The sequence below is a fragment of the Rhodopseudomonas palustris genome, from assembly GCF_003031265.1.
GTDB classification, from domain to species: Bacteria; Pseudomonadota; Alphaproteobacteria; order Rhizobiales; family Xanthobacteraceae; genus Rhodopseudomonas; species Rhodopseudomonas palustris_H.
Window position 1 is genome coordinate 4,018,771 of sequence record NZ_CP019966.1, and the last position, 11,522, is coordinate 4,030,292.

11 protein-coding genes are annotated in these 11,522 nt (G+C 65.6%); 4 read left to right on the forward strand and 7 right to left on the reverse strand.

Features of this window, described 5'->3' with window-relative positions; translation table 11 throughout:
- Nucleotides 1-88: 88 nt before the first annotated feature.
- The gene (gene ligD / locus RPPS3_RS18715) at nucleotides 89-2,833 is read right to left on the reverse strand and encodes a DNA ligase D (RefSeq protein WP_107345406.1); all 2,745 of its coding nucleotides are present in this window, start codon (nucleotides 2,831-2,833) and stop codon (nucleotides 89-91) included.
- Between the two features lie 133 nt (nucleotides 2,834-2,966).
- Here ligD and RPPS3_RS18720 point away from each other — a divergent pair, with 133 nt between their 5' ends.
- Together RPPS3_RS18720 and RPPS3_RS24900 are read left to right on the forward strand one after the other, a co-directional pair.
- Complete coding sequence (locus RPPS3_RS18720; protein WP_107345407.1) at nucleotides 2,967-3,851, forward strand: Ku protein; 885 nt, start codon at nucleotides 2,967-2,969, stop codon at nucleotides 3,849-3,851.
- Between the two features lie 465 nt (nucleotides 3,852-4,316).
- On the forward strand, nucleotides 4,317-4,769 hold the full coding sequence (locus RPPS3_RS24900; RefSeq protein ID WP_159060696.1) for a hypothetical protein: 453 nt from the start codon (nucleotides 4,317-4,319) through the stop codon (nucleotides 4,767-4,769).
- Nucleotides 4,770-4,801: 32 nt separating this feature from the next.
- Here the strand turns inward: RPPS3_RS24900 and RPPS3_RS18730 are convergent, their stop codons facing one another.
- The gene (locus RPPS3_RS18730) at nucleotides 4,802-5,059 is read right to left on the reverse strand and encodes a sulfurtransferase TusA family protein (RefSeq protein WP_107345409.1); all 258 of its coding nucleotides are present in this window, start codon (nucleotides 5,057-5,059) and stop codon (nucleotides 4,802-4,804) included.
- Nucleotides 5,060-5,185: 126 nt separating this feature from the next.
- Between RPPS3_RS18730 and mobA the strand changes: the two genes are divergently transcribed.
- Nucleotides 5,186-5,806 carry a molybdenum cofactor guanylyltransferase MobA gene (gene mobA / locus RPPS3_RS18735; RefSeq protein WP_107345410.1) on the forward strand — a complete coding sequence of 207 codons (621 nt, stop codon included), beginning with the start codon at nucleotides 5,186-5,188 and terminating at the stop codon, nucleotides 5,804-5,806.
- Nucleotides 5,807-5,918: 112 nt separating this feature from the next.
- Here mobA and RPPS3_RS18740 read toward each other — a convergent pair whose 3' ends face one another.
- Both RPPS3_RS18740 and RPPS3_RS18745 read right to left on the reverse strand, forming a co-directional pair.
- Nucleotides 5,919-6,971 carry an alcohol dehydrogenase gene (locus RPPS3_RS18740; protein WP_107345411.1) on the reverse strand — a complete coding sequence of 351 codons (1,053 nt, stop codon included), beginning with the start codon at nucleotides 6,969-6,971 and terminating at the stop codon, nucleotides 5,919-5,921.
- A gap of 79 nt (nucleotides 6,972-7,050) precedes the next feature.
- Nucleotides 7,051-8,013, reverse strand: a complete 963-nt coding sequence (locus RPPS3_RS18745; RefSeq protein ID WP_107345412.1) for an NAD(P)H-dependent flavin oxidoreductase — start codon at nucleotides 8,011-8,013, stop codon at nucleotides 7,051-7,053.
- Nucleotides 8,014-8,124: 111 nt separating this feature from the next.
- Here RPPS3_RS18745 and RPPS3_RS18750 point away from each other — a divergent pair, with 111 nt between their 5' ends.
- A complete protein-coding gene (locus RPPS3_RS18750) occupies nucleotides 8,125-9,687 on the forward strand; it encodes an AMP-binding protein (protein WP_107345413.1) in 1,563 nt (520 codons plus the stop codon).
- 152 nt (nucleotides 9,688-9,839) lie between these two features.
- On the opposite strand, the gene RPPS3_RS18755 is transcribed toward RPPS3_RS18750, so the two are convergent.
- The 3 genes from RPPS3_RS18755 to RPPS3_RS18765 are packed head-to-tail and all read right to left on the reverse strand — an operon-like array spanning nucleotide 9,840 to nucleotide 11,513.
- Nucleotides 9,840-10,562 (reverse strand): urease accessory protein UreF, encoded by a 723-nt coding sequence (locus RPPS3_RS18755; RefSeq protein ID WP_107345414.1) that lies wholly within the window; start codon nucleotides 10,560-10,562, stop codon nucleotides 9,840-9,842.
- Complete coding sequence (locus tag RPPS3_RS18760) at nucleotides 10,552-11,205, reverse strand: urease accessory protein UreE (protein WP_107345415.1); 654 nt, start codon at nucleotides 11,203-11,205, stop codon at nucleotides 10,552-10,554. Before RPPS3_RS18760 ends, RPPS3_RS18755 begins: the two co-directional genes overlap by 11 nt.
- Nucleotides 11,206-11,213: 8 nt before the next feature.
- The gene (locus RPPS3_RS18765) at nucleotides 11,214-11,513 is read right to left on the reverse strand and encodes a putative quinol monooxygenase (RefSeq protein WP_107345416.1); all 300 of its coding nucleotides are present in this window, start codon (nucleotides 11,511-11,513) and stop codon (nucleotides 11,214-11,216) included.
- Between the last annotated feature and the right edge of the window lie 9 nt (nucleotides 11,514-11,522).

Genomic DNA, 11,522 nt, shown 5'->3' on the forward strand with positions numbered 1-11,522 from the left:
GCCGATCGACGCTGTCATGCCCGGGCTCGTCCCGGGCATCCACGTATGCGGCACAGTTTCAGCGGTATGGACTCGCGTCACGCCGGGCTCATGATGCGCCCGACGTCAACGCCTTGATCGCCGGCCTGAGCGGGGCTGCCGCCTCGTCGTAGTCGGCCCACGCCTTGGGCCGCTTCATCAACGCGGGCACCGTCTCGATGGTGTAGCGCTTGGGGTCGAGACCGGCCTTCACCTGCGACCACGTCACCGGCATCGACACGGTTGCGCCGGTGCGGGCTCGCGGCGACAGTACCGCGACCGCCGTCGACATCCGGTCGTTGCGCAAGTAATCGAGGAAGATCTTTCCCGTGCGCTTCTGCTTCGACATGTTGAGCAGATACTGCTCGGGACTGTCCTCGGCCATCTGCGCACACACCGTCTGGGCAAACGTCTTGGCCGCCTTCCAGTCGACACTGTCGTCGGGCTTCAGCGGCACCACGACGTGCAAGCCCTTGCCGCCGGTGGTCTTGCAGAACGTCGCAAGCCCCAATGCTTCGAGGCGCTGCTTCATTTCCTTGGCGGCCACGATCACCTCGTCGAACCCGACCTCGGGTGCCGGATCGAGATCGAACACCAGCCGTCCCGGCACGTCGTAGCGGTTCGGCGCGCAGTTCCAGGGATGCAACTCGACGCCGCCGATCTGCGCCACGGCAATCAGGCCTTCGAGGCGGTCGATCTGCACATAGGGCTTGCGATCGCCGGAAACCTTGGCCAGTTCGATCAAATTCGACATTCCCGGCATGGCGTGCCGCTGAAAGAACAGCTCGCCGCCGATGCCGTCGGGCGCGCGCACGATCGAACACGGCCGCCCCTTGATGTGCGGGATCAGCCAGTCGCCCACTTCGGCGAAGTAATCGGCCAGATTGCGCTTGGTCACGGCGCCGCTGATCTCGCTCTCCGGCCACAGCTCCTTGTCGGGCTTGGAGATCACCACGCCCATCACCTCGGACCGGGCAGCGTCGGCGCGGCGGGGCGCGGCGCGCTTGCCCGCAGCCTTTCGCGGCTTCGCCGTCTTGGCGGCCCGGCGCTTCGGCTTTGGTTCGGCAAGCTCGACCTGCTGCGGCTCCTCGGCTTCGACCTCCGCAGCCGGCTTGTCGGCGCGCAGCCCCTTGAAGGCCGCCTGACGCACCATGCCGCCGCCGGTGAAGCCGGCGAATTCGATCTCGGCGACCAGCTCCGGAGTCACCCAGTGGACGTCGCGCGTCTTCTTCGGCGCATTGGCGCCACTGAACGGATTGCGATCGGCTTCATGCGCCTTCAGCTCGGGCAGGATGCGCTTGACCACGTCCTGGCCGAACCCGGTGCCGACGATGCCCACATAGGCGAGGTCATCGCCGCGGTGAACGCCGACCAGCAGCGAACGAAATTTGCCGTTGGTGGTCTTCCAGCCGCCGATCACCACCTCGTGGCCGGCGCGGCACTTCGCCTTGGTCCAGGCACCGCTGCGGCCGGAGCGATACGGCGCATCGAGCTTCTTCGAGACGATGCCTTCGAGCGACAGCTTGCAGGCCGACTGCAGAATGGCGTCGCCGCCGGTTTCAAAATGCTCGACGTAGCGTATCAGGCCTTCCTTGCGACGGCCACGTGCGGCCTTCAGCAAAGCGGCGAGCCGCTCCTTGCGCTCCGACAGCGGCAGCCGGCGCAGATCCTCACCCTCCGCATAGAGCAGATCGAATGCAAAGCAGATCAGGTTGTCGGTGTCGCCGTCCGACAGCGCCGCCTGCAGCGCGGCGAAATCCGGCTGGCCGTGCGAATCCAGAGCCACCACCTCGGTGTCGATGATCGCGTCCGGCAGCGACGTCGCTTCTTCCGCGATCGCGCTGAATTTGCCCGTCCAGTCGAGGCCCTTGCGTGTCAGCAGCTTGGCTTGCCCCTGCTCGATGCGGAGCTGCATCCGGTAGCCATCGAACTTGATCTCGTGGCCCCAGCCTTCGCCGCCGGGCGGCCGTTCCACCGAGGTGCAGAGCTGCGGCGGCACGAAATCCGGCATGGCCGCGCGGGTGTCACGAACAGCAGACTTACTCCGCACCGCGGGTTTCGCGGACTTCGCAGCTTTCGCTTTGGCGGGCGTCTTCGGCTTGGCTTTCGTCGCCTTCTTCGCAGCGCCCGTCTCCGCGCGCTGATCGGCCGCAAGCCCGGTGTTGGAATCCCACACCGCGTCCGCCGTCACCTTCGCGGCCGCCTTGCGCAGCATGAACGGCTTCGGTGCCTTGCCCTTGCCCGCCGCGATCGTCGCCATGGCGCGTCCCGAGGCGACCGAGCGGTCGTCGTCGAGCACGGTGTTGGCGTCGCCCTCGCGGGCGTCGTCGTCGCGGTGCTTGATCAGCAGCCAATTGGTGCGCTTGCCGCCATTGCGGTCGTGCCGCATCCGCACCAGCACCCAGCTGCCATGCAGCTTCTCGCCGTGCAGGGTGAACTTCAGGTCGCCCTTTTTGAAGCCGCGCTCGGGATCGTCGCACTCCCAATAGCCGCGGTCCCAGAGCTGCACCGTGCCGCCGCCATACTGGCCCTTCGGGATCGTGCCTTCGAAGTCGCCGTAGTCCAGCGGATGATCCTCGACCTCGACAGCGAGACGCTTGTCGTGCGGATCGAGCGACGGTCCCTTGGTCACTGCCCAGGACTTGAACACGCCGCCATATTCCAGGCGCAGGTCGTAGTGCAGACGGGTAGCGTCGTGCTTCTGGATCACGAACCGTCGCTGCTTCGAAGGCGCCACCTTGGCGTCGCCGCGCGGCTCCGCGGTCTGCTCGAAATCGCGTTTCTTGCGGTAGATGCTGAGCTTGTTGCTGGCCACCGTCGCTCCTTACTCACCGCCGACAGGCTGGGCTTGGTCGGAACCAAAACCCGGGATGCCCGTTCAAGTTCCACCCATGATAGCATCGACGTGACCGCCCGGTCGCGACTGCTCGAGCCCTCGGAGAATTCCCATGCCTCGCGCCTACTGGAAGGGCACGCTGAAGCTGTCCCTCGTCACCTGCCCGGTGGCGCTATATCCGGCCACGACCAGCGTCGAGAAGACCCGCTTCCACATGATCAATGCGGAAACCGGCAATCGGCTGAAGCAGCAGATGATCGACGAAGACACCGGCGAGGTGGTCGAGAAGGATCAGAAGGCCCGCGGCTACGAGGTGCGCAAGGGCAAGTACATCGAGATCGAAAAGGACGAACTCGAAGCGGTTCAGATCGAGAGCACCCACACCATCGACATCGACAGCTTCGTGCCGGCCGATGAAATCGACCAGCGCTTCCTCAATCATCCGTACTACATCGTTCCGGACGGCAAGGCCGGCGTCGACGCCTTCGCGGTGATCCGCGACGCGATGAAGGACAAAGGCCGCGTCGCGCTCGGCCGCATCGTGCTCACCAACCGCGAGCATGTGCTGGCGATCGAGCCGTTCGGCAAGGGGCTGCTGGCGACCACGCTGCGCTACCCTTACGAGCTGCGCGATGCGGACGAGTATTTCGACGGCATCAAGTCGCCGAAAATCTCCAAGGACATGATCGAGCTCGCCGGCCACATCCTCGAGACCAAGGCGGCGCATTTCGATCCCAAGAAGTTCAAGGACGACTACGAGACCGCGCTGAAGGCGCTGGTCAAGCGCAAGGCCTCCGGCAAGTCGATCAAGCTGCCCGAACCGGAGGAGAAGGAGAGCAACGTCGTCAGCCTGATGGACGCGCTGAAGCAGAGTCTCGAAGGCGGCAAATCCGGCACCAAAACCGGCAAGGCCCATAGCCGCCGCAAAGCCTCCCGCTCTTCCCGCACCACCACCAAAGCCCGCCGCTCCAACGCGAGGCAGCGCAAGGCGGGGTGAGTTGGCTTAGATACGGCGTCTCCCAGCGAACCTCTGACGCATGGTCGACATCTCGCGACGTCTCCCACACACGTCATTCCGGGGCGCGAGCGCTAGAGCATCTCTGCTTTTGACAGAATGAGGACCGCACTTCCTAGCGGTCGCAGCTTGTAGAACCTCATGGTGAGGAGGCGCGAAGCGCCGTCTCGAACCATGCGCCGCAGGCGATGTGGCTCCTCATCCTTCGAGACGCCCGGCAAGGCCGAGCTCCTCAGGATGAGGACTTCGGACGCTTGGCAAAGGCCAAATCCGCTTCAACCAATCGATGAAGCGCTCTAGCTCGCGAACCCGGAATCTCGAAGTTATTTTGCGGCTGCGCGGCCGAGCCGTCAGTACCCTGAATCTCCAGATTCCGGGTTCGCCGCTGCGCGGCGCCCCGGAATGACTCGCGCTTGAGTGGTACGTGTTCAGGCCGACGACTTCTTCTTGGCAGACTTGTTCTTGCCAGACTTGCGCGACTACGATTTGCGGCTAGACGATTTTCGCGCGCTGGATGTTTTTCGCGTGCTGGATGACTTCGACGACTTGCGGCCCGATGACTTCTTCGTCCCGGCCCGCGTGCTGCTGGACTTTGTCGTCCTCTTGGTCGTCCTCTTGGTCGTCTTCTTCGTCGTCTTACGGCCGGACTTAGTGGCCTTTTTGGTCGACGCCTTTGCAGCCTTCTTACCGGCTTTCTTCTTTGGCACCTTCGCGCCTTCGGCGCGAGCTTCCGACAGACCGATCGCGATCGCCTGTTTGCGGCTCTTGACCTTCCTGCCGGAGCCGCCGCTCTTCAGCGTACCGGCCTTGCGCTTCTTCATCGCGCGGCCGACCTTGGCGGACGCTTTCTTGGAATATTTCCGGGCCATGATCTCCTCCCTATGGAACGATGATCAATGATACCGGTCGGCGATGGTTCCTTGGCGGAGCTATCAGTCCTGCTCACCGTCCACAGCCGGTGCGCTGGCGAGCTTCTCGATGACGAACACGATCACCTCGTTGCTGCGCTCACTCGTGATGATGCGATCGCCGGTCTCGCCGATCAGCACCGGAATATCGATCAGCGCCATCGGATCGGTGCAGCGGACTTCCAACACATCGCCGGGCTGCAAACGCGGCAGCGCCTTGCGGGTCTTGAGCACCGGCAGCGGGCATTTCAGCCCGGTGAGATCGAGAACAGTCTTGGCCATGGCGGCGGACGATGACGAAGCCGCGGCGCGCGGTCAATTGCCTTCGGCCTCGTTCTTATTGCCGAGCCGCGCCATGGTGAGCTAACGACGGGCATTGCCGAGTGACGACGTGGTGCGGAGTGCGCAATGGCTGATGTTCGACCACCCGCCGTCATCCTGGCCGGCGGCCTTGCCCGCCGGATGGGCGGCGGCGACAAACCACTGCGGTCGATCGCCGGCCGGCCGCTGCTGGCTCATGTGATCGAGCGCCTGCAGCCGCAATGTGGCGCGCTGGCGCTCAACGCCAATGGCGACCCGAGCCGGTTCGGCCGCTTCGCCCTGCCGGTGATCGCCGATACGGTGCACGACTTCCCCGGCCCGCTCGCCGGCGTGCTGGCAGCGATGGAATGGGCGGCGACGGCGCAGCCGTACGCGCAGCATGTTTTGACCGTGCCGGGCGATTGTCCGTTTCTGCCGCGCGATCTGGTGGCTCGGCTCGGTCAGGCCCGACTCGCTCAGAATGCCGAGATTGCCGTGGCGGCATCCGACGGCCACTTGCATCCGGTGATCGCGCTGTGGCCGGTTGCGCTGCGCGAGGCGCTGCGAACCGCCTTGGTCGACGAGGACATCCGCAAGGTCGAACGCTTCACCGCGCGCTATCGGCGCACCGAGGTGGAATGGCCGGTGACGCCATTCGATCCGTTCTTCAACGCCAATACGCCGGAAGATGTCGCGGAAGCCGAACGCATCGCGGCGGGCGACAAATAGCAGGCAATCTCCCCCGTCATTGCGAGCGGAGCGAAGCAATCCAGCCGCGTGCACCGAACTGGATTGCTTCGTCGGCTTCGCCTCCTCGCAATGACGGAGGCGATGTACGAGCCTACGGCGTCAGCACCGCGCGGCCGACCAGCTTGCCCTTCTGCAGATCGAGCAGCGCGTCATAGGCTTGCGGCAAGGCCACCTTGGTGACCGGGATCGGCGACACCTTCTTGGCGCGGACGAGGTCGAGCAATTCCTGCGTCTCCGCAAGATTGCCGACGTAGCTGCCCTGGATGGTGATGGCGCGCATCGGGATGAACGGCAGCGCCCATGGGGCGCCGCCGCCGAACAGGCCGACGATCACCAACTTGCCGCCCTTGGTGAGACAATCGAAGCCGAGCTGCGCGGTCTGCGGATTGCCGACCAGATCGAGCGCGCCGCGCACCGGGCCTTTGGCGATGGCGGCGATCTGCGCCAGCGCCTCGGGGGCCGCAGCATCGACGGTGCCGAGCGCGCCGGCCTTCTGTGCCGCGTCGCGCTTGGCTGCGTCGATATCGACCATGATGGCGCCCTTGCCGCCCATTGCTTTGAGCAGCTCCAGGGCCATCAGTCCGAGTCCGCCGGCGCCGAAGATCACGATCGGGCTGTCGAGGCAGAAGTCGAGCTTCTTCAGCGCGCTGTAGGTGGTGATGCCGGAGCATGCATAGGGCGCCGCGGTGACCGGATCGAGACCATCGAGGCTGAGCAGATAGCGCGGATGCGGCACGATCAGTTCGTCCGAATAGCCGCCGTCGCAATACACGCCGAGAAACCGCGGTTTCAGGCACATGTTTTCGTCGCCGGCTTTGCAAACATCACATTCGCCGCAACCGATCCACGGATACACCAGCGCGATCTCGCCGATCTTGGCGTCCTTGGCATCAGGACCGGCGGCGATGATCTCACCGACGGTCTCGTGCCCCATCGTCAGCGGCAGCGCGACGCCGCGATCCTGCAGCGACAGCCGCTTGCGGCCGTGGCCGAGTTCATAGCCGCCTTCCCAGATGTGCAGATCGCTGTGGCAGATGCCGGCGGCCTTGACGCGCACCAGCACTTGCGTGCCGGTCAATTCCGGCGTCGGCCGGTTGTCTTCGCTCAGCGGTTTGCCGAAATCGGTGACGCGAAAGCTCCTCATGGCGTAGTCTCCCGAGAGTGTTTTTGTTTATCGCCGAAGCATGCCACGGCGCCGCACGGCCGTCGATGGCCGGCGCAGCTTACGCCGCGCTGCGGAATTCGGCCGTGGTCTGCGCCACCAGCTCGGCGATCGGCACGATGCCGCCGATGCCCGACGCCGAATGGCCTGCGCTCCAGATATCGCGCCACCGCTTCGGTCGATCCTCCCGTGCGCCGACATCGATATCCTTGCCGATATCGATGCCGCCGCGCTCCGGCAGATCGTCGGGATCGAGCCCTGCGGCGACGATCGATGGCCGCAGCATGTTGGTCTGCAGCCCGGTGAACGCCTTGGTGAGCAGGATGTCATCGGCGCTCGCCTCCACCAGCATCGCCTTGTAGCGCGGATCGGCAACGCTCTCCTCGGTGGCGATAAACTTGGTGCCCATGTAGCCGAGGTCGCAGCCGAGCGTCATCGCGGCGCGCAGCGCCACGCCGTCACTGATGCCGCCGGCGAGCACGATCACGCCGTCGAAGAATTGCCGCACCGCACGCACAAAGGCGAAGGGATTGAGCCACCCGGTCTGGCCGCCGGCACCGGCGGTGAGCAGCACCAGGCCGTCAACCCCGGCCGCTGCCGCGCGTTCGGCATGACGAATGCTCGCAACGTCGGCCAGCACCATCGCGCCGACATCGTGCAGCGGCGCGATCACCGGTTGCGGCGAGCCGACGCTGGTGATCACCACCTCCGGCCGATGCTGCAGCAGCAGCTTCAGGTCGTCGCCGAGCCGCGCGTTGGAGCGGTGTACGATCAGGTTGGGGCACCACGGCGCGGCGCGCTGGCCGCTCGCCTGCTCGTGCGCCGCGATTCGGCGGTTGATCTCGCCGAGCCAGTCACCGAGTTGTTCCGTCGTACGGCAATTCACCGTGGGAAACGATCCGATCACGCCGCTACTACACGCCGCAGCCACCAGATCGACGCCCGACACCAGAAACATCGGTGCCGCAATCAGCGGCAAACTGAGACGATCGCCGAAGCGCGCCAGACGGTCGGATGATTTCACGGCAGTTTCCTCCTGCTCTGTTTGCAACGGCACGGGTCTGCCGTGCTAGTGTCGTTGCCGAACATTGGCACGCCCAACAGCCGATGACAAAGACAAGGGAGACACGACGCCATGACTGCCGAGCTCAACGCCTTTCCGACCGCAGGCACGCAAACGTTGCGAGCGCTGGCGCGCTATCCGTCGCGCACCGCGTTCGCCTGGCCCGGCGGCAGCTTGAGCTATCGCGGCGCCACCGACATGATCGGCAGCATCCAGAAGGTATTCATGGGGCTCGGCCTGCAGCCCGGCACGCGGGTCGCGCTGCTCACCGCCAATCGCGCCGAGACCTGGTGCGCCGGCGTCGCGGCGCAGCTCTGCCGCTTCGCCATCACCTGGCTGCATCCGCTCGGCTCGCGCCAGGATCAGCTCGATCAGATCGAGGACTCCGAAGCCGCGGTGCTGATCGTCGACGCCGCAGCCTTCCTGGAGCGCGGCGGCGAGCTTGCCGCCCAGGCGACCGGCCTGCGCCACGTCTTCACCGTCGGCCGTGCCGACTACGGGCTCGATCTGCTGATCGCGTTGGATCAGGCCGGCAGCGCCACGGCGCGCGACTTTGCGCGGCTCGATGACGTCGCGGTGCTGAACTACACCGGCGGCACCACCGGCAAGTCCAAGGGCGCGCTGCGCCACCATCGCGAGAACGCCGGTTTCGCCAATGCGATCCTGGCCGATTTCGAGATCCCGTTCGATCCCCGCTATCTCACCGTGGCGCCGATCAGCCACGTCGCCGGCACCAAGGTGCTGCCGTCGCTGATCCGCGGCGGCACTATCCACATGATGAAGGGTTTCGATCCCGAAGCGGTGCTGCAGACGATCGAGCGCGAAAAGATCAATTTCACGCTGTTCGTGCCGACGATGGTCTATGTGCTGCTCGATCATCCGTCTCTTCCCAAGACCGATCTGTCGTCGCTCGATCTGGTGCTGTACGGCGCCTCGCCGATGTCGCCGACGCGGCTGGTGGAAGGCATCGAGCGGATCGGCCCGGTGTTCTCGCAGCTCTACGGCCAGACCGAGTGCTATCCGGTGTCGGTGCTGCGCAAGGCCGATCACGATCCGAAGCAGCCGGAGCTGTTCCTGTCGTGCGGCTTCCCGATCGCGGCCTGCGATGCCCGGATTCTCGACGAGAACGATCAGGAAGTGCCGCTCGGCGAGGCCGGCGAGATCTGCGTGCGCGCGCCGCACGTGATGGCGGAATATTGGAAGCGCCCGGAGCAGACCGCCGAAACGCTGAAGAGCGGCTGGCTGCACACCGGCGATATCGCCAAGCAGGACGACCGCGGCTACATGTATATTCTCGACCGCAAGAAGGACATGATCGTGTCCGGCGGCTTCAACATCTTCCCGCGCGAGGTCGAGGACGTGTTGTCGACGCATCAGGATGTCGCGATGGTCGCGGTGGTCGGCGTGCCCGACGACAAATGGGGCGAAGCCGTCACCGCGGTGGTGGTCGCCAAGCCCGGCACTAAGCCCGACGAGCGCGAACTGATCGAGCTGGTGAAAACCCGCAAGGGCTCGGCGCATGCGCCGAAACAGGTCAAGTTCGTCCCCGAACTGCCGATGACCGGCGTCGGCAAGATCGACAAGAAAGTCCTGCGCGCCGGCTTCTGGGCCGGCCGCGACCGGATGGTGGGGTAGTTCCGATCACTCGCCTTCGTGCGGCGAGTTCTCATTCCCCCACCGTGGTCATTCCGGGGCGCGCGCAGCGCGAACCCGGAATCTGACAGGCTGGCGACTTCGAGATTCCGGGTTCGCTTGCTGTGCAAGCGCCCCGGAATGACGGGGTGGTCCTACGACCGGAACAGCCGCGTGTACTGCGTCTCGTGGCGCAGGCTGGCGAGGTCGGCGCGGAAGGTGGCGCTGCCGAGGTCGTCGAGTGATGCGGCGAGCGCGCGGGTCCCGGTGGCGATCACCGCGGGCTCCAATGCGGCGAGCACGCGCTGGCTGTCGGTCTGGCCGAGCGGGATCAGGCGGGCGCCGGCCGAGATCCAGTTCGACGTCACCGCATGCAGGAAGCCGTGCAGCGTCGCCGACAGCGGCACGCCGTGCGAGGCGCTGACGAGACCGACCGCAACCGGATAGGCGATCGCCTCGCCGCATGCCGCCACCGCACGGCCGAGGCCGTCGCTGTCCCAGGCCTTGCGGGCGATCTCGATGAAGGCGCGGCCCTGCGACAGCGTTTCGAGCTGGCGCTCCGCCGAGGTGACGAACGCCGCGGCGAGTTCGGCGACGGCGGACAGGCCGGCATCGTCGCTGCGCTCGGTGGCGCGATAGGTGTGGCTGAGCAACACTGCGTCACAGAACCCGGCGCCATGCTGCAGCATCGCGTCGAGCCAATCGCGCAAGCTGGCAGCGTCGGTGATGTCGCCCGCCTCCACCGCCCATTCGATGCCGCTGGAATACGAGAACGCGCCGACCGGAAATGCCGGCGACAGCCAGGTCATCAGCCGGAACAGCGCGGCGCTCTGCTCCGCCGGCAGCGGCTGCGCCGACGCCTCCGGCTCAGTGCTCATGCTTGTGCGAATGGCCGCAGTGCTCGTCATGGACATGATGGTCGTGGCCATGATGGTCATGCCCGCAGCAGCCGCCATCACCGTGATCGTGGTCGTGGTCGTGATGCGCGTGACCATGATGACCATGATCGTGATGGCCATGATCATGGTGGTGAGCATGATCGTGGTGAGCATGATCGTGGTGCGCGTGCGCCGCCTCGCCGCTGTCGTGCGCCGGTGCGTAGGCGCCGCCTTCCGGATCGAACGGCGCTTCGATCTCCACCACCTTGCCGCCGAGGCCGCGGACCATGTCGGCGATGACGTGGTCGCGGCGGATGCGCAGCGCCTTGGCCATCAGTTGCGTCGGCAGATGGCGGTTGCCGAGATGCCAGGCGAGCCGCACCAGGTGCTGCGGATCATGACCGCGGATCTCGAGCAGCGGCTCCGGAGCCGCGACCACTTCCACCAGACGCCCGTCTTCCAGCACCAGGGCGTCGCCGCCGCGCAGCGCCACCGCCTGCTCCAGATCGAGCAGGAACGACAGTCCCCGCGTCCCGGTCATCGCCATGCGGCGGCGATGCCGATCGTCGAAATCGAGCACGACGGTGTCGGCCGGGGTGTCGGTCCAGCGATGCTGGCCGCGGACGGCGGTGGCGCGGATCATGGTGTCTCCTATCTGGTGACGACGTTCGCCGGCGTGATGATCTCGATTTTGGGGGGCGCGGCGAAGCAGGTGACGGCGACGCGACCGAACGTCTTCATATGCTCGGCCTTGCGATGCGGCTCCAGCGCTTCGGCGTTTTCCCACTGCTCGACGAACACCATCTTGGAAGATTCGGTGACGCTCTCGTGCAGGTCGTAGGCGATGTTGCCGGGCTCCTTGCGCGTCTCGGCGATGCAGGCTTTGGCAGCGGCGATCAGTTCGGCACGCATTTCGGGCTTCACGGTCAAAGTGGCGACGACATAGATCACGAATATTCC

Bases quoted from the DNA above. Each gene is read 5' to 3' on its own strand.
- RPPS3_RS18720 (WP_107345407.1), top strand. From the start codon at position 2,967: ATGCCTCGCGCCTACTGGAAGGGCACGCTGAAGCTGTCCCTCGTCACC.
- RPPS3_RS18730 (WP_107345409.1), bottom strand. From the start codon at position 5,059: ATGGCCAAGACTGTTCTCGATCTCACCGGGCTGAAATGCCCGCTGCCG.
- mobA (WP_107345410.1), top strand. From the start codon at position 5,186: ATGGCTGATGTTCGACCACCCGCCGTCATCCTGGCCGGCGGCCTTGCC.
- RPPS3_RS18740 (WP_107345411.1), bottom strand. From the start codon at position 6,971: ATGAGGAGCTTTCGCGTCACCGATTTCGGCAAACCGCTGAGCGAAGAC.
- RPPS3_RS18750 (WP_107345413.1), top strand. From the start codon at position 8,125: ATGACTGCCGAGCTCAACGCCTTTCCGACCGCAGGCACGCAAACGTTG.
- RPPS3_RS18755 (WP_107345414.1), bottom strand. From the start codon at position 10,562: ATGAGCACTGAGCCGGAGGCGTCGGCGCAGCCGCTGCCGGCGGAGCAG.
- RPPS3_RS18760 (WP_107345415.1), bottom strand. From the start codon at position 11,205: ATGATCCGCGCCACCGCCGTCCGCGGCCAGCATCGCTGGACCGACACC.